Genomic DNA, 15,748 nt, shown 5'->3' on the forward strand with positions numbered 1-15,748 from the left:
GTCTTTGTTTTTACGCAATTCCGGACGGAAAACCGCTCACACTTTTCCTGGAATTGCTCTAGGCGACGGGTTCGCCGTCGAGATGGATGCTGTCGACGGCCTGCGGATAGAAGGCGATCAGGCCCTTGATCTTGGGCATCTCCGCGATCGGGTCGCGGTAGCTCCAGGCGATGTCCGGGCGCACCGAACCGTCGCTCAGCAGGCCGGACCAGTAGGAGGCGATGCCCTTGTAGGGACATCGCGTCGTTGTGACGGACGCCGTCAGCCGCTCCAGCCGGATGTCTTCCGCAGGCAGATAGAAGCGCGTCGGCAGATGCGTCTCGAACAGCAGCACCGGGCGATGGCTGTCGGCGATCGGCTCGCCGTCGAACCAGACCTGCACGTGGCTCGAGCTTTGCAGCACATCGATGCGCGCATAGGGATCGCGGGCATGGACGAAGACTTCTTCTTCCTCCTCGAACCACTGGTCGACGAGCATCCAGCTGAAGGCGATGCGGCCGGCCAGGGGCGACAGGTTTTCACCCGGCGGCGACACGAACGACCAGGCCGCGTTGGCGCTCCGCCTGTCGCCGCTATCGACATCCCAGTAGGTTGTCTCGCCACCGACCGGGTGCGGCTTGCGGTGCAGCGAGGGCTTCAGCACCGACGCATCGACGGACGCCACCGGGAAGAAATAGATCGGCAGAAAGTGGTTGGAGCGCAGCACCAGCACGTTGCGGCTGTCGGCAATGGTGCGGCCGCCGAATTTGACGCGCACGCGCTTCAGGCTGTGCAGGACATTGACGAGATGAGGAGCGGTTGCTTCACGTGGCTGCAGGCTTGGTGCGACGGTCATGATCGGTCTCCGGCGTCAGGATACGGCGCGCGCATTGTCGCGCTGCTCGGCGAAGCGATTAGCGGGCCGCGCCAGGCCGAAGCGGTCGCGCAATGTTCCTGGCGTGTATTCGGTCGGGAACACACCGCGGCGCTGCAGCTCCGGCACCACCTGCTCGGCGAAATTCACCCAGTCCTCGGGCAGCAGCGGGAACATCAGGTTGAAGCCGTCGGCCGCACCCGCAACGAACCAGTCCTGCAGCTGGTCGGCGATCTGCGTGGGCGTGCCGACTACGGTCGGCACCGAACCGCTGTTGGCAAGCTTGCGGGCGATGTCGCGCAGGCTGAGATCCTGCTTCGCCCACTGCTTGACCCGGTTGAGCGATGTGCGCCCGCCATTGAAGGTGCTCTCGTCCGGCAGCGGCGGCAGCGGCCCGTCCGGCGGATAGACGGAGAGATCGATACCGCTCCAGCTTGAAAGAAGATCGATGCCGACCCGATCGGGAAGCAGGGTTTGAAGGTATTCCTGCCGCTCGCGGCCCTCCGCCTCGGAGGCGGCGACGATCGGCAGGATCCCCGGCAGGATTTTGAAGCTCTCGGGCTGGCGACCAAAACGAGCGAGGCGCTCGTTGATATCCTGCCGGTATTTGATGCCGTCTTCCCTGGTGTTGTAGATGGCGAAATGCGCGTCGGCATGGGCGGTGGCAAAATTCTTGCCGTTCTCGGAGGAGCCGGCCTGGACGATCAGCGGATGGCCCTGCGGCGGTCGGGAGACGTTGAGCGGTCCCCTCACCTTGAAATGCGGCCCCTTGTGATTGATCGCATGGACCTTGTGCGGATCGGCGAAATAGCCAGACGCCTTGTCGAGCAGCAGCGCCTCGTCTTCCCAGCTGTCCCACAGCGCCTTGACGATATCGAGGAATTCGCAGGCCCGCTCGTAGCGGAACGCATGCTCGATATTGCCATCGCGGCCGAAATTGCGGGCTTCCTCGTCCATCGCCGAGGTCACCACATTCCAGGACGCCCTGCCCTTGCTGATATGGTCGAGCGAGGCGAACATGCGCGCCACATTGTAGGGCTCGCTGTAGGAGCTCGACGCGGTAGTGATCAGGCCGATGTGCTTTGTCACCCCAGCAAGGGCCGCCAGCAGCGTCAGCGGTTCCAATCGGGCATTGGCATAGTGCGCAACGCCGCTCTGCACCGAATCCCAGATGGCGACGTGATCGGCGACGAAGATGGTGTCGATCCTGGCGCGCTCTGCCGCCTGCACGAGATCGCGGTAGAAATCGAAGTCCAGCACTTCCCGGCCCGGCGCCCGGGGGTGGCGCCAAGACATGCGATGATCGCCCTGCGGGTTGAAGAAGAAAGCGCTGAGGATCATATGGTCTCGAGCCATGCCGGCCTCCTGCAAAATCTGCTCAGGAGACCATCGCGGTTCCGGTCAGGCCGCTATCCAACAATCTCCCGATCCGTGAAAGGTAGATTGCGCTCCAGCTTAATTCGAGTAATTTTATAGAGATTATATGTTGTGAAAGCGGAAGCGATTGCCCTTGATGGCTGCGCGCAAAGAAAGTGGTTTCAAGCTCCCCAATGTCCTCATCAGTTCTGAACGTAGAGCAGCTTTCCATCACCTATGAGGGGCGAAAAGGATCGCATCCCGCCGTTAGCGGAGTATCGCTGTACATAGGGGAAGGCGAGGCGCTCGGCCTGGTGGGCGAATCGGGATCGGGAAAAAGCTCGGTGGCGCTCGCCCTACTGCGCTACCTACCAAAGAACGCCCGGATCGCAGCCTCAGCGCTTGAATTCCAGGGTCGGGAAATCCGCGATCTTTCCGCGGAGCAGCTTCGCCAGCTGAGGGGAGATCATATCGCGGCCGTCTATCAGCACCCGGGTGCGGCACTCAATCCAAGCATGACAATAGGCCGGCAGATCACGGAGACGATCATGCGGCACCGGCCTGTTCGTCACGACGAGGCGTCTGGGCGCGCCGCCGAACTGCTCAGGCGCGTGCGAATGAGCAATCCGGATCGTGTGCTGGAGCTCTATCCGCACGAACTGTCCGGCGGCATGCAGCAGCGCGCCAACATCGCGATCGCGATCGCGCTCGATCCGGCGCTGCTGGTGTTGGACGAGCCGACGACGGCGCTCGATGCCAGCGTCCAGTCGGAGATCATCTCCATCCTGCACGATCTGCGCAAAGACCACAAAACCAGCGTGCTGTTGATCAGCCACGACATCAACATGATCCGCCGATCCTGCGACCGGGTGGCGGTGATGCAGGCAGGGACGGTGGTTGAAAGCGGCGTCGCCGGCGATGTTTTCGACAACCCAAGCCATGCCTACACAAAGGCGCTCATAGCCTCGATCCCGGCACTCAACTACACCAAGCGGGATGGAAGACTGGCGGAGACGGACGGCCCCGGTCTGCCAGCGCAGCCGTCAGTTCAGAACGATGGGGTCGGCGCGCGAAAAGAGCGCCAGATCGCGATCGCCTGCAAGGGCATCAGCCATTCCTTCGGCAGCCAGGCAGTGCTGCACGACATCAACCTCGACATCGGCCAGGGAGAAACCTTCGGGCTCATCGGCGAGTCCGGCTCCGGCAAGTCGACCTTGGCAAGGATTATCACCGGCTTGCAGACACCCGACGCCGGCTCGGTCGAGCTGTTCGGCAGCACGGTCGCGCCGCGCGTCGAGAAGAGAAACCTTGTCGAACGGCGCGACGTGCAGATGGTCTTCCAGTCGCCGGATCGCACGCTCAATCCGCGCCAGCGGATCGGCAGGATCCTCGGCCGGCCGCTGCGGCGGCTCGCCGGCCTGCGCCGCGGCGAGGTGAAGCAGCGCGTCAGTGATTTGCTTGCCTCGGTTCGTCTAGCCAGCACCACGGTCGACCAGAAATCGCGATCGCTGTCCGGCGGCCAGCGGCAACGGGCGGCCATCGCACGGGCCTTCGCGGGCGTGCCGAAGGTCGTCGTGCTCGATGAACCCACCTCGGCGCTCGACGTCTCCGTCCAGGCGACCGTTCTCAACTTGCTCAACGACCTGCAGCGCGACAAGGACACGACCTATCTTTTCATCAGCCACGACCTCAGGGTCGTGCGCTACATGGCCGACAGGATCGGCGTGCTCTATCGCGGCCGGCTTGTCGAGACCGGTTCATCCGACGAGATTTTCCGCGGCCCCAATCATCCCTACACCAAGCTGATTCTGGCGGCGTCCTCCGACAAGGACGGGCCGAAGATATCCGCCCATGTCGAGATCGCGGCAGATGATCTCCCTAACAGGGGCTGTTCTTTCGCCGACCGGTGCCCACTGGCACTTCCTTACTGCAGAATGGCAGAACCGCCCGTCAGGCAGGTCGGAGCCGGCCATCTGATCGCATGCTGGCGGCACGGCCAGGTTTTTGACGAACGGGTCACTAATATTGTGAAGAAGCAATAGGCCTGGGCTTTCTGCTGCATAGCAGGATACGCGTGCAAGTCTCGGCCTGTGTGAATGTCGGAAATGCGCCCAACGGACGTTCAGATACATGCAATCGCCGAGACAACCCGTCGCGTCTACGAGGGAGCCGCCATGGATTTGATGTGGCCGTCGGAACAAATGACCTGAGCTGCAGCCTTTCGAGGCGCGGATCGCCAGGCAACTTGGCGATGAGGCGTCCATCGCTGGCACAGGCAAGCGCGCATGGCATTTCGTCTGATCACTTGTGGATTGCTCCTTGCCAAATCAATGTCTACAAGTTTTATAGACATTTGCTCCGAAGCAGGTCATACTGTCCATTCAAGTGCCTGACTTTTCGCCGTCCATGTTCGCAGGATCAGGAGATGACGATGACGCAGACATTCCTGGAAGCTTTCGGGACCGTATCAGGTCCGTCGCCGGCGCTCTTTTCCCACCCCCGGGACCTTCACCTTATGCGCTGGGTTGGGCGCAGGTGGACGACGCTCCCAAATCTGAAGCGGATTCTCGCCGCTTAGAACGAGATGGAGCCTTCTATTGGGGCGTCGGCTCTTGTGGCTATTGGTAGGCGCCCGTCACATCCGGCCATAGACCAATCATTTTATCGAAATGCGGGGGTTACCTGGCAGCATGGGCTGCTGCCGCGATCCAGGAGGAGACCGATGACCACACGCCTGCTACCCGCTTTGCATGAGGGCCATGCCCCGATACATCTGCATGGAGCTTTCGACGAGGCTTTGGAGGCCTATCGGGCCTGGAGTCCGGGAACGGACGAGCCGCACGTGGAGTTTGAGGACCAGATGGTGCCGATCAGTTCGCTCTTCGGCCGCATGCGGACCTGCACCGATATTCTTCCCTGGCGCGTCGAGGGCGATGTCCTGGAGGTTGTCGGCAATATACTGATTTCCGGCGGCGAAAGAGCGATCACTTACGCCAATGCCGCTCTTGTCCTTCGCGCTTTGTGCGTGAAGCGGCTCCGGAGCGACGTCGTCGGCTATTAGGCGACGTTCCGGAGGCTCCCGTCAAATACGGAACCGGGCACAAGGGCTCGGCTCCGTATCTCATTCAGCGGTACGGTGTCGCGGCTTGCCTTGATCGCCGCGAAGGCGACCCATGCTTGACGTGAGACTGAATGAGTGCGCCACAATAGCCCATGTGCGCCATCGCACAGGCTATGTGACCAATAGAAAAGGCCGGATTTCCAATCTGAAAACGCGCGGGCGTTTCCCCTCAAGTGAGACGAGACCACCTTAGTCCTTCATCGGCTCGCCGAGCGTATGCATCAGGCGGTTCGCCCAGCCGAAGATGGCGGCGGATAGGACAAGGTCGAGGCACTCCAGGTCGTCGAGCCCGACGTCTGCCAGCGCCTGCGCGTCGGCAGCGGTCACCGCGGGCGGCGTGGTCGACAGCCGTGCCGAGAAGTCGAAGATTGCCTGGAGGTGGTCGTCGAGCATCGCCTCGAGGCCGTCGGCGAACACGGCTTCGATGACGTCGGTGCGTTTCGTCAGGCTGTTGAATCGCGAGCCGTGCACGGCAGCGCAGTAGACGCAGCGGTTGACGACGGACGCGGCGACGGCACCCAGCTCGCGCTCGCTCGCCGCCAGCCCGTCGCGTCCGTACATGATCAGGTTGAACAAGGGCGAGCGGACCGCGAGCGACTCGGGGTCATGCGCCAGCGTGAGCACATAGGCCGAGATGCCCTTGTTGGACGGCGTCACTTGCATCGCCGCTCGCTGCTCCTCGCTCGCAGTCGCGAGATCGACTGGAACAACGTAGGGCTGCCAACGCGGTATTGTGGTCGTGAAGGTGTGGACGGCCTCGCTCAACGCATTCCTCCGAGCAGTGCTATACCCGCTATGACGCGCACCTGGTAGTTGACGAAGGCCGCGAGCTCCGCGAGCCGCACGATGTCGGGGTCGGCGACGTCAGCCTCACGCAACGCGTCCACATGGGCGCGCGTGGCCTCGCGTGGCGCGACCGTGAGCCGGTCGGCATGACGGACGATCTCCGCGGTGCGGACGTCGGTTGCGTTCGTGTCGGGGTCGGCGAGCGGCGCTGTCGTCGGTTCGCCGGCGCGGGCGACCAATGTGTCGTAATGGCGCGCCAGCGCTGAGCTGCGGTTGAGGCGCGCCATGCGGGCGGCGAGCGCGGCCCTGAGGCCGTGTGAGAGACCGCCGGGTTCGCGCGGCAGGAGCACGGCATCGTGGGCCGCCTGGCTCAGGCGCAGGATCTCGGCGCGTTTCACCATGGCCTCGGCGAGCGCGGAGCCCGGCCTCACAAAGGCAAGTGTTTCGATCAGTGTCAGGACAAGCTCCTCGGGACGTCAGCGGGCGTGCGACTTAGGCAAGCACGACACTTTAATTATGTCAATTGGTAATGGCATGACCAAATTGATGCGGAAATTTTATCTATTTTCGATCGTTGCTGAGAATTTCCATGCTTTACAGATATGAATGATGGTGTTTGATGTAGGCGATGCATTCAAACTCGATCGATATCCGACAACTCGAAGCGTTCGCAGCAGTCATGTCCGCCGGCAGCATGACCGGGGCGGCGAGGTTGCTCGGCCGCTCGCAACCGGCGGTCACCAGGCTCATCCAGGATCTGGAAGCCGATATCGGCTATGCGCTGTTGCACCGGAGCGGGCCGCGCATCAGTCCGACGTCGCGCGGCGTACTCTTTCACGCCGAGGTAGAGCGACATCTCCTCGGCCTGGCCCACATCCGCGAGCGGGCGGACGCTATCGGTCTCGACGAGCCGCCGACGCTGACGATAGCGGCCACGCCGTCGCTTGCGACTGGCATTCTGCCGCAGGCGCTCGCGGCCGTCGCGCCAGGCCTGCTTCCGCGCCATCTTCATGTGCAGGCGCTGGCGGCCGAGAACGTCGTGCAGGCCGTGCTCGCCCGCTCGGCGGACTTCGGGATATCAAGCCTGCCGCTGGAACATCCCGGCCTCGATGTTCACTGGGTCGCCGATGCGCCCTGCGTCGTCGTTATCGGCGCGAACGATCCGCTCGCCGGTCAGGACGTAGTCCGCCTCGCCGATCTCGTCGACCGTTGCATCGTCACCCTGGCGAACCCGTATCGCTTGCGGCACCGCGTCGATGAGGCCTTGGCGAGGGCGGGCGTCACGCCGCAACGGATTATCGATGTCAACGCCTCGATGACGGCGCTGACGCTGGTCCGGTCCGGGCTCGGGGTCGCCATCGTCGAGCCCGCGACCGCCTGCGGCGTTCCGCTCGAAGGTATCGTGATGCGCATGCTCGACCACACCATTTCCTTCGTGTTCGGCGCCATTTCGCCTGCCGCGCTACCGCTAAGCCCGACCGCCGCCGCCGTGATCGAGGCGGCGCGCGCGGTGTCGTTGGCTATGCCCGGTTGTCGCCTACATGACTCGAGCGGCTCCGAGGCATTGGCCGACACCGTCTACGGGCGGACCTCGCTGCCCGAGGGAGTGCCGTCATGAGCGACCTGGCCGCGTTTCCGAACGGCCTCGACGCCCTCGAGGCGCGCCTGCGGCAGGATCTCGCCTGGCTGGAACTGCCAGCCAAAGTCTGGGTGCCGCCCCGCATTGTCGACGGGCATCGCATCGTCGACGTCGTCATCATCGGCGCAGGTATGGCCGGGCTTGTTGCCTCGGCCATACTCAAGCGGCTCGGCGTCGCCAACCATGTCGTCATCGACAAGGCGCCGGCTGGTTGTGAGGGCCCGTGGGTCACCTTCGCGCGGATGCGCACCTTGCGCTCCCCCAAGCAACTGACCGGACCGGCGATGGGGCTGCCGGCGCTCACCTTCCGCGCCTACTACGAGGCGCTGCATGGCCATGACGCCTGGGTCGCGCTCGATAAGGCGCCCCGCCAAACATGGATGGACTACCTGGTCTGGTACCGGCGCGTGCTCGACCTGCCGGTGCGCAACGCGACGACTGTTGACGCGATCGTCCCGCGCGCGGACGGCCTGCTCGACGTCGTCTGCCGCCAGGACGGCCTGAACGAAACGACGATCGCGCGCCATGTGGTGCTCGCAACCGGCCGCGACGGCCTCGGCGGCCCCTTCGTACCGCCCATCGCCAACGACATCGATCCGAAGTTCTGGGCCCATTCCGCCGACGCAATCGATTTCGCCGCGCTGCGCGGCAAGCGTGTCGCAGTCGTGGGAGCCGGCGCCTCGGCGATGGACAACGCCGCCACCGCTCTCGAGGCCGGGGCGGCTCAACTTGATCTTTTCGTGCGCCGGGCGGACTTGCCACGCGTCAACAAGTTCACCGGCATCGGCAGCCAGGGCGTAGTGCACGGGTTCGCCGGCCTGCCCGACGATTGGAAATGGCGCTTTCTCGATTACGCGATGCGCGCCCAGACGCCGCCGCCCCGCCACAGCGTTCTGCGCGTGAGCGCGTTCCCGCAGGCCCACATACACCTGGCGAGCCCGATCACCGCGCTGGCGCAGGACGGCGATCACCTTGCGGTGACGACGCCGAAGGGCCGCTATCCCGTCGATTTCCTGATCTTCGGCACCGGCTTCAAGGTCGACCTGACAAGCCGGCCGGAACTCGCCGCCGTCGCATCCCACATCCGCCTTTGGCGCGACCGCTTCCCCGTGCCGGCGGACATGCGAAACGGCGAGCTCGAAGCTTCGCCCGACCTCGGAGAGGCGTTCGAATTTTTGGAAGCTGTGCCCGGCGCCTGCCCCGCGCTGGCACGGATACACTGCTTCAACTTTCCTGCCACGCTTAGCCATGGCAAGCTCACGGGCGACATCCCCGCCATCAGCGAAGGCGCCGACCGGCTCGCGCGCGGCATCGTGAGGGCGCTCTTCGTCGCCGACCGCGAGCGCCATTTCGCCGATCTTCAAGCGTTCGATACGCCCGAGCTCCTCGGCGACGAATGGACGGACGCCGAGACCGCGACGGACGAGGTGAGCGATGGTCTGACGCTTCCCGAACCATCTCCCGAAAGGACACCAACCAGAAATGCTTGATCTCAAAGATTTAAAGCTGTCCTACGGAAACACGCAGATCCTGAACGGCGTCAATCTCTCGGTGAAACGCGGTGACGTGGTGTCGATCATCGGCCCTAGTGGTACCGGCAAGACCACGCTGCTGAAGTGCATCAACCACCTGGTCAAGCCGGCGTCTGGAACCATCACGTTCGATCAGATCCGTATGGACTACCAACATGCTGACAAGAACGTGGTCCAGGCGATCCGGCTCCGGACAGCCATGGTCTTCCAGCAGTTCAACGTCTTCAGGAACATGACGGTCATTCAGAACGTGATGGATCCGCTTGTTGTGGTGCAGCGCAAGTCCAAGGACGAGGCGCGTGAAATCGCCCTGCAAGAGCTTGAACGAGTAGGCCTCTCCGACAAGCGAGACAGCTACCCGTCCCAGCTCTCAGGTGGCCAGCTCCAGCGAACCGGCATCGCGCGTGCGTTGGCGGTTCGACCGGATGTGATGCTCTTCGACGAACCCACTTCATCGCTTGATCCCGAACTCGTCGGTGAAGTCCTGAAGGTGATCAAAGACGTTACGTCGTCAGGGATCACCTCGCTGCTTGTGACCCACGAGATGCAATTTGCAAAGAACATCTCCAACCGGATCGTCTTCATGGATCGGGGCGTCGTCGCTGCCGAGGGTAGCCCGACGGAGATCTTCGATGCGCCATCCAGTCCGCGCCTCACCCAATTCCTCAATTCCGAACACACACTCCAGTAGAGAAAGGATGCCTGAAATGTCTTCTATCAGATCATCATCGTACCGTCGGTTTGGCCTTGCCGTAGCCGGTGTCGCAATCGCCCTTGCAACCGCGGGCGTATCCTATGGTCAGGACTCCGTCCGGACGATCAAGATCGCGACTGCGGCAGAATCCAAACCGCTGTCGTGGGGCGCTATCGGCGTTGAGCCGCAAGGGTACGAGCCCGACGTCCTCAAGGCTATCAACGCGAAGCTGCCCCAGTACAAGTTCGAAATGGAAGGCGCTGCGGACATCGCGCAGGAGACCGGCCTCGTAACCGGGAAATACGACATGGCGTCCGGCGGCTACTACAAGGCGCCAGCGCGCGAAAAGCAATTCCTCATTCCGGACAACCCAATGGGTGCAAGTCTGATAAAGATCTATAGCCGCAAGGAGAGCAACATCAACGAGATGAAGGATCTGGTCGGCAAGAAAATCGTGCCTGTCACGGCCGGTGGCGGCATCTACAAGTTTGCCACCCAATGGCAGGAGAAGAACCCGGACTACAAGATCGAGATCACCGCATCGAGCGCTGGCATCCCTTACCCGGATCGCCTGAAGGAAGTCCAGAACGGCAAGTACGACGCGCTGGTTCTGCCGTCGAACCTTGGCGAGCAGACCGTGATCGACAACCAGAAGCTCGACATCAAGGCGAGCGAGCCGGTCGCCATCAACAACACCTACCTCCTGATTCACAAGTCGGAGGAGAACAAGGCCCTGCTCGACGACGTGAACAGAGTGCTCAAGGAGCTGAAGGACGACGGCACGCTGGGCAAGATTTCGCAGAAGTGGTTCGGCGAGGACGTCACGACCTACATCAAGTAGCGAAAGCTCGCCCTAGACCGGGTCTCTGCATGGCCGACGACCAAGGCTGAAACCGCAAGAAGGAGTCTTCCAAGGTGGACCTTTCCATAATGATCCCCGAGCTGCTCTTGGCATTGCCGCTGACGCTCGCGATCACGTTTACGGCCCTTGTCGTCGGCTTCTGCCTGGCTTTAGTCACGACGACATTCCGGGTGCGCAGGGTACCAGTGATCAGTCAACTGGCCGACCTCTACGTATCCTATGCCCGGAGTGTCCCCGTCGTGCTCCAATTGTTCGTCGCGTTCTACGGGCTTCCCTTGCTAGTCGGCCTGCTCGAGGTCGAAGACTTCGTGACGCCAACGGTAGCTGCGATAGTTGGACTCAGCCTCTATCACGGAGGATATCTGTCCGAGGTCATGCGGCCGGCATACCTGACCGTCGATCGTGGTCAGCATGACGCAGCGGACAGTCTGGGTTATACTTTCCGACAGAAGCTGACTCGCATCGTAGGACCACAGGCGGTGCACATCGCATTGCCGGGCTACGGAAACTCCATCATCTACCTGATCCACAATGTAGCGCTTGTCATGTACATCGGCGCGGCGGACGTGATGGCGACCGCGCACCTCGTCATGGAGCGGGACTACAACCAATACCAGTTCGAAACTTATCTCGTGCTGGCGGTGATCTATGCGCTGCTGTGCCTGATCGCGTGGCTCATCGTGCGCTTCTTCGAACTTCGCTCCTCGAAGTTCGCACCGACAGCGGCGCCGGCGAAGAGCACGATCATGGCGAGCGTCTGATCGAAGAAAGGGCCATCATCACATGTTCGATATCGATGTCTTACTCCCGGACCTGTGGAGCATCCTGGGCGCAGTGCCCGTGACGCTCGCCATGGCGCTGGCGATCTTTGTCTTCTCCACGATCATCGGAAGCCTGTTTGCGCTGATCGAATATCGGCGGATACCAGTGCTGCGGGAGTTCGTCGTGGCGTACAAGGTCGCCTTTAAGGGCGTGCCGATGGTGATCGTGATCTTCCTTGCATACTACGGCCTCCCGCCGACCCTCCAGTTCTTGGCCTCACTAGTCGGGATAGAGTTCAACGGTCACGCAACGCCGAACTGGGTCACGCTCGTCATCGCGTTGACCGCTTGCGTTGCCGCGTTCCAGGCGGAAGTTGTGAAAGGCGCTTTGAATTCCTTCGACACCGGCCAGGCAGACGCAGCCTACTCGTTGGGCTACAAACGAAGCCAACTGTTCCGACGAATCCTGTTTCCCCAGGTGATCGTCGCAGCAATTCCGGACCTCGCCAACTCGTTCATGGTGATCATGAAGGCGCTTTCTCTTGGATTTGCTATCGAGGTTGTCGATATTTTTGCGCAGTCCCAGTTGACCGCCGCGCTGAATTTCTACTATCTCGAAGCCTTTATGATTGCCGTCGTGATCTACATGGTGATTGCCTACATTGTCACACATATCGCTGACAGGACGGAGGCTGCCCTTAGGGTACGGACCTAAGGGTAGCCTCGTCGCAACTCACAAGAGCGGAATCCGTTCAGTTTGCATCGTAGCTTGCGGCAGCGAAGTAGGGACACCTTGCGGGGATCGGGACAGGCGGCCTGGCCTGCTGCAAGCTGAGGGGTTCTCGGCTGAAGCCGGAAGTTGGGTTGGACGGATCTTCATATCGCGCCTCCATTTTCAGCCGCGGAAACAGCAGCCAGCCCGCCGCCTGCGGATCTTAGGACGCTGCTCGCCGTGAAAGAACTGTTCCGGCATGTTCTGCTGGGCGATGCGCACCAGATCGCTGAGCGCCGAGCGGATTTGCGACCAGGGGAACTCGGAGCATTCCTCCCATGCCTCACCCTCGCGCAACACGGCATCGAGCTTGCCCGCCACACCAGCGACAGTCGTGGCAGGCGTCGTTGAGAACGCTTCCAGCAGATCCTTCGCCCGGTCACCAGTCTCGGGCTCGGCCCTGACAGCGGCGGTGTAGCCGATCTCCTCCGCAGCCGCATCCCAACGTGCCTGATGCGCTGCGAAATCAGCTTCGGCCTTCTCGCGGAGAGCGGCGGTATTCAGCCCTTTGCCGAGCACTTCACTGAGCGCCTCGATCGAGTAGACCGCCACGTTAGTCCGACCGGATTCAGCGTCCGTTGTCCCTTGCGGAGGTGCTGGAACCTGCCGGTCCGCTACCGGCCCAAAACTGCAATTGCTCTAAACGGCTGACCTTGGCGGCAACAAGTCATGTGGAAATTCATCTCCACATGACTTGGATGAATGAAAGCCGAAGTTCGGTGCGCCCACCGACGGCTAAACTCCCCACGTCGGTTCATGCTAATATTGGCCGATTGGAAGGCCTTGGAAACGTTCTACCGTCTCGTCAAGCTGCACCCACTTATGTTTCAATTGCTCGAATACTGATATGGCAGGTGGCGCGAAGGCCGGGTCAGCAAATGAACCTGCCGCCACCCCGATCCAGGACGGTGAAACATCGGCCTTCCAATAGACGGTCGAGCCGCAAGTTGGACAAAAATGCATTCGGACCTTGCGACCGCTCTCGGCAGTACGAATGAATTCTGCGGACGTTCCAGAAATTTCGACACAGTTAATCGAGTAGAACGCATTGGCGCTGAACGGCGCACCAGTTCTTAGCTGGCAAGCGAAACAGTGACACAGCGCAGTCAATTGTGCCGGTTCGTTAAGCATCAGTCTAAGAGCGCCGCAGGCGCATCGGGCATTGGCCATGGAAACTCCTCCCGCTTGCACGGTGAGATTACGCTGGATTAAGGGCTGAAGCGCAGGCCCGAACCGCAATAAATCGCGGCAGGCGATGCGAAGGGGCAGAGACCTGATGCAGTTGCAGGCTCGCAGAAGCACCAACCTAGATCGCCGAAAAGCCGAAGTCTAGAGGAACCCCATCTGACCGCTTCGAGGTCGTCTGGGGAACGGCAACTTTTTGATCATTTCGCCGATTCGGCCCAAAATTGAACAAGCGGCAAGCGGCTCTGTCTGTTTGTGAGCGGACTGTCCGCCTCAACGCATTGCGAACGTGATGATCTCGGGGCTTGTGGGACTTGGCGTCCTACCGTCAAAGTCGCCGAACTGCTGTTCGATCCTCAAACCTGCATCCTCTAGCAGTTTGCGCAGCGCATCCGCGTCCAAGAATCGCAAGGTGCTCTGGCTCACCTGCGGGAGGCTTGGGTGCTCACCGCTGAAGGTATGCGTGAACGCAATCGTTCGGCCGTTGAAACCGGAAACCAACTCCGTCGTGATCAGCACAGAAGACCCGCCTGGTCCTTCAACACTGACTGCATTCTCCGGTGTCCAGCGTTCCCAAGCGCGTGCCAAAGGGTTTCGCAATTCAAAGGCAAAGCGCCCGCCCGCCACAAGGGCACGCCTGACGGCCACCATGAAGTCTCGCTGTTCCTCATCGCTGACCATGGACTGAAACGCGTGGCCGGTCATGACAATCAGGTCGAATTGAGCCACCCAGTCTTGCGACTGGAGGTAACCGAGAACCCATTCGATGTCAGAATGTTTACGTGCGCGATCCAGTACTCCCGGTGCCGGGTCGATGCCGCAGAGCCGCCCTGGATGACCGGCCTTGCGGGCCTCGTGAAGGAGGGTCCCTGTTCCGCATCCAACATCAAGCACCGAGTTTGCCGCCATGATGCGGGGCAGATAGAAATCATAGTCATCACGTGCAGCCCTGGGGTGCCAAGCGTCGTAGACGGCAGCGAGGAATGAGTCGTTGTAAAAGCGATCAACCAACGATTGAATACTCCTGATAGGCCGAAGCGGCTTTACACTGCAAGATCGGTGAAAGACGAAGCGTCCCGGCCCCTCGGCCATCAGGACCCCATGCAGCAGGCCATAGGGCCTCGCGATGGGCCATATAATTGGCTTCGATGACTTTCTGGTTGGCCGCCAGCCCGTTGGCGAACAACTCCTGATTGGATGCCATTTGCCGTCCGGGCTTGGAAAGTTGACATTCTCCCGCGCAGTCCCATCCAATTGCCGCCCGCGTATGTAACGCGGATACTTCGCCAGGTCCCGAAATCACATGCGCGCAGCCGCCGTCTCTGTTTGATCTTTGGACTTAAACATACAGTAGAAAATAACCGTAACCATCTTTCATCTTGCCGCGTATGGTCCGATCATCTGCCGGTGCAAGTTTGAGGACATGCAATGAAGAAGGCCGCTGCTCTCCTGGTACTTTCCCTCGTTACTATGCTGCCCGCCATGGCAGCCGCGCAGTCCTACGTGCCGGAGCTTGGACCATCGCCGCCGCAGGATGCTATGCAGCTGTATCCCGGCGGTGTCGAGAAGGCTGTGGCCGCCCTGCCGGACATCGTCAAGAAAGTCAAGGAAGCATCCAATGTTCCCGGCTTCGCCGTGGCGGTGGTGCATGGCGGCAAGATGATCTTTGACGAAGGCTATGGCCTTCGCGACAACCGGGACGACACCTCTAAGGTCAGCAGCACTACCATTTTCCAGGTCGCCTCGGTGTCGAAGTCGATCTCGGCCACGGTGGCCGCCATCGCCATGACGAAGGACCACAGCTTCGACTGGGATACCCCGGTCGGCAAGGTCTGGGACGGCTTCCACCTCAATCTCGACTATGTCTCGGGCAATGCCACCATCGGCGATTTCTTCGCCCATCGCTCGGGCCTGCCGATGGCGGCGGGCGACGAGCTCGAGGATCTCGGCTTCCAGCGCAAGCAGATCGTCGGGGGCCTGTGGATGGTGCCGCTCGATCCCTTCCGCATCTCCTATCACTACGCCAATTTCGGCACGACGATCGGCGCCGAGGCAGTGGCCCACGCCGAGAAACAGGATTGGGAGCCGCTGGCCAAGAGCCTGCTGTTCGATCCGCTCGGCATGCGCTCGAGCAGCTATCGGCACGAGGACTTCATTGCCGCCGGCAACAACCGCGCCCTGCTGCAT

General features: G+C 61.5%; 17 protein-coding genes. 9 read left to right on the forward strand and 8 right to left on the reverse strand.

What is annotated here, in order from left to right:
• Nucleotides 1-58 precede the first annotated feature (58 nt).
• Nucleotides 59-835 carry a DUF427 domain-containing protein gene (locus NKI85_RS32925; protein WP_352780152.1) on the reverse strand — a complete coding sequence of 259 codons (777 nt, stop codon included), beginning with the start codon at nucleotides 833-835 and terminating at the stop codon, nucleotides 59-61.
• A gap of 15 nt (nucleotides 836-850) precedes the next feature.
• Complete coding sequence (locus NKI85_RS32930) at nucleotides 851-2,209, reverse strand: LLM class flavin-dependent oxidoreductase (RefSeq protein ID WP_352780153.1); 1,359 nt, start codon at nucleotides 2,207-2,209, stop codon at nucleotides 851-853.
• Nucleotides 2,210-2,403: 194 nt separating this feature from the next.
• Here NKI85_RS32930 and NKI85_RS32935 point away from each other — a divergent pair, with 194 nt between their 5' ends.
• Entirely contained in the window at nucleotides 2,404-4,251 is a 1,848-nt protein-coding gene (locus NKI85_RS32935) for a dipeptide ABC transporter ATP-binding protein (RefSeq protein WP_352780155.1), read from the forward strand.
• A 680-nt stretch (nucleotides 4,252-4,931) separates the two neighbouring features.
• Nucleotides 4,932-5,270 carry a BRA0787 family protein gene (locus NKI85_RS32940; RefSeq protein ID WP_352531535.1) on the forward strand — a complete coding sequence of 113 codons (339 nt, stop codon included), beginning with the start codon at nucleotides 4,932-4,934 and terminating at the stop codon, nucleotides 5,268-5,270.
• A gap of 249 nt (nucleotides 5,271-5,519) precedes the next feature.
• On the opposite strand, the gene NKI85_RS32945 is transcribed toward NKI85_RS32940, so the two are convergent.
• Entirely contained in the window at nucleotides 5,520-6,095 is a 576-nt protein-coding gene (locus NKI85_RS32945) for a peroxidase-related enzyme (RefSeq protein ID WP_352531536.1), read from the reverse strand.
• Nucleotides 6,092-6,574, reverse strand: a complete 483-nt coding sequence (locus tag NKI85_RS32950; RefSeq protein ID WP_352531548.1) for a CMD domain-containing protein — start codon at nucleotides 6,572-6,574, stop codon at nucleotides 6,092-6,094. The genes NKI85_RS32945 and NKI85_RS32950 overlap by 4 nt, the downstream gene beginning before the upstream one ends.
• Before the next feature lie 170 nt (nucleotides 6,575-6,744).
• Between NKI85_RS32950 and NKI85_RS32955 the strand changes: the two genes are divergently transcribed.
• The 6 genes from NKI85_RS32955 (at nucleotide 6,745) to NKI85_RS32980 (ending at nucleotide 12,319) form a co-directional block, all read left to right on the forward strand.
• On the forward strand, nucleotides 6,745-7,734 hold the full coding sequence (locus tag NKI85_RS32955; protein ID WP_352780156.1) for a LysR family transcriptional regulator: 990 nt from the start codon (nucleotides 6,745-6,747) through the stop codon (nucleotides 7,732-7,734).
• Nucleotides 7,731-9,245, forward strand: a complete 1,515-nt coding sequence (locus NKI85_RS32960; RefSeq protein WP_352780157.1) for an NAD(P)-binding domain-containing protein — start codon at nucleotides 7,731-7,733, stop codon at nucleotides 9,243-9,245. Before NKI85_RS32955 ends, NKI85_RS32960 begins: the two co-directional genes overlap by 4 nt.
• Nucleotides 9,238-9,978, forward strand: coding sequence for an amino acid ABC transporter ATP-binding protein (locus NKI85_RS32965; protein WP_352531542.1), 741 nt, complete (start codon nucleotides 9,238-9,240; stop codon nucleotides 9,976-9,978). The genes NKI85_RS32960 and NKI85_RS32965 overlap by 8 nt, the downstream gene beginning before the upstream one ends.
• Nucleotides 9,979-9,994: 16 nt before the next feature.
• Entirely contained in the window at nucleotides 9,995-10,822 is an 828-nt protein-coding gene (locus NKI85_RS32970) for a transporter substrate-binding domain-containing protein (protein WP_352531544.1), read from the forward strand.
• A gap of 74 nt (nucleotides 10,823-10,896) precedes the next feature.
• Complete coding sequence (locus tag NKI85_RS32975; RefSeq protein WP_352780158.1) at nucleotides 10,897-11,604, forward strand: amino acid ABC transporter permease; 708 nt, start codon at nucleotides 10,897-10,899, stop codon at nucleotides 11,602-11,604.
• A gap of 22 nt (nucleotides 11,605-11,626) precedes the next feature.
• A complete protein-coding gene (locus NKI85_RS32980; protein ID WP_352780159.1) occupies nucleotides 11,627-12,319 on the forward strand; it encodes an amino acid ABC transporter permease in 693 nt (230 codons plus the stop codon).
• Nucleotides 12,320-12,499: 180 nt separating this feature from the next.
• On the opposite strand, the gene NKI85_RS32985 is transcribed toward NKI85_RS32980, so the two are convergent.
• From NKI85_RS32985 to NKI85_RS33000, 4 genes are all read right to left on the reverse strand, one after another.
• Nucleotides 12,500-12,928: a hypothetical protein gene (locus NKI85_RS32985; RefSeq protein WP_352780161.1), complete on the reverse strand. Its 429-nt coding sequence runs from the start codon at nucleotides 12,926-12,928 to the stop codon at nucleotides 12,500-12,502.
• A gap of 207 nt (nucleotides 12,929-13,135) precedes the next feature.
• A complete protein-coding gene (locus NKI85_RS32990; protein WP_352780162.1) occupies nucleotides 13,136-13,546 on the reverse strand; it encodes a GFA family protein in 411 nt (136 codons plus the stop codon).
• Nucleotides 13,547-13,834: 288 nt separating this feature from the next.
• On the reverse strand, nucleotides 13,835-14,572 hold the full coding sequence (locus NKI85_RS32995) for a class I SAM-dependent DNA methyltransferase (RefSeq protein ID WP_352780163.1): 738 nt from the start codon (nucleotides 14,570-14,572) through the stop codon (nucleotides 13,835-13,837).
• Nucleotides 14,565-14,765, reverse strand: a complete 201-nt coding sequence (locus tag NKI85_RS33000; RefSeq protein WP_352780164.1) for a hypothetical protein — start codon at nucleotides 14,763-14,765, stop codon at nucleotides 14,565-14,567. The genes NKI85_RS32995 and NKI85_RS33000 overlap by 8 nt, the downstream gene beginning before the upstream one ends.
• A gap of 224 nt (nucleotides 14,766-14,989) precedes the next feature.
• On the opposite strand from NKI85_RS33000, the gene NKI85_RS33005 reads away from it, so the two are divergent.
• The coding region (locus NKI85_RS33005; RefSeq protein ID WP_352780165.1) for a serine hydrolase domain-containing protein at nucleotides 14,990-15,748 on the forward strand (759 nt) is incomplete at its 3' end.

This window comes from Mesorhizobium sp. M0571, from assembly GCF_040320985.1.
Classification (GTDB): domain Bacteria; phylum Pseudomonadota; class Alphaproteobacteria; order Rhizobiales; family Rhizobiaceae; genus Mesorhizobium.

Bases quoted from the DNA above. Each gene is read 5' to 3' on its own strand.
- NKI85_RS32960 (WP_352780157.1), top strand. From the start codon at position 7,731: ATGAGCGACCTGGCCGCGTTTCCGAACGGCCTCGACGCCCTCGAGGCG.
- NKI85_RS32970 (WP_352531544.1), top strand. From the start codon at position 9,995: ATGTCTTCTATCAGATCATCATCGTACCGTCGGTTTGGCCTTGCCGTA.
- NKI85_RS32925 (WP_352780152.1), bottom strand. From the start codon at position 835: ATGACCGTCGCACCAAGCCTGCAGCCACGTGAAGCAACCGCTCCTCAT.
- NKI85_RS32940 (WP_352531535.1), top strand. From the start codon at position 4,932: ATGACCACACGCCTGCTACCCGCTTTGCATGAGGGCCATGCCCCGATA.
- NKI85_RS32990 (WP_352780162.1), bottom strand. From the start codon at position 13,546: ATGGCCAATGCCCGATGCGCCTGCGGCGCTCTTAGACTGATGCTTAAC.
- NKI85_RS32980 (WP_352780159.1), top strand. From the start codon at position 11,627: ATGTTCGATATCGATGTCTTACTCCCGGACCTGTGGAGCATCCTGGGC.
- NKI85_RS32935 (WP_352780155.1), top strand. From the start codon at position 2,404: ATGTCCTCATCAGTTCTGAACGTAGAGCAGCTTTCCATCACCTATGAG.
- NKI85_RS32930 (WP_352780153.1), bottom strand. From the start codon at position 2,209: ATGGCTCGAGACCATATGATCCTCAGCGCTTTCTTCTTCAACCCGCAG.
- NKI85_RS32965 (WP_352531542.1), top strand. From the start codon at position 9,238: ATGCTTGATCTCAAAGATTTAAAGCTGTCCTACGGAAACACGCAGATC.
- NKI85_RS32955 (WP_352780156.1), top strand. From the start codon at position 6,745: ATGCATTCAAACTCGATCGATATCCGACAACTCGAAGCGTTCGCAGCA.
- NKI85_RS33000 (WP_352780164.1), bottom strand. From the start codon at position 14,765: ATGGCATCCAATCAGGAGTTGTTCGCCAACGGGCTGGCGGCCAACCAG.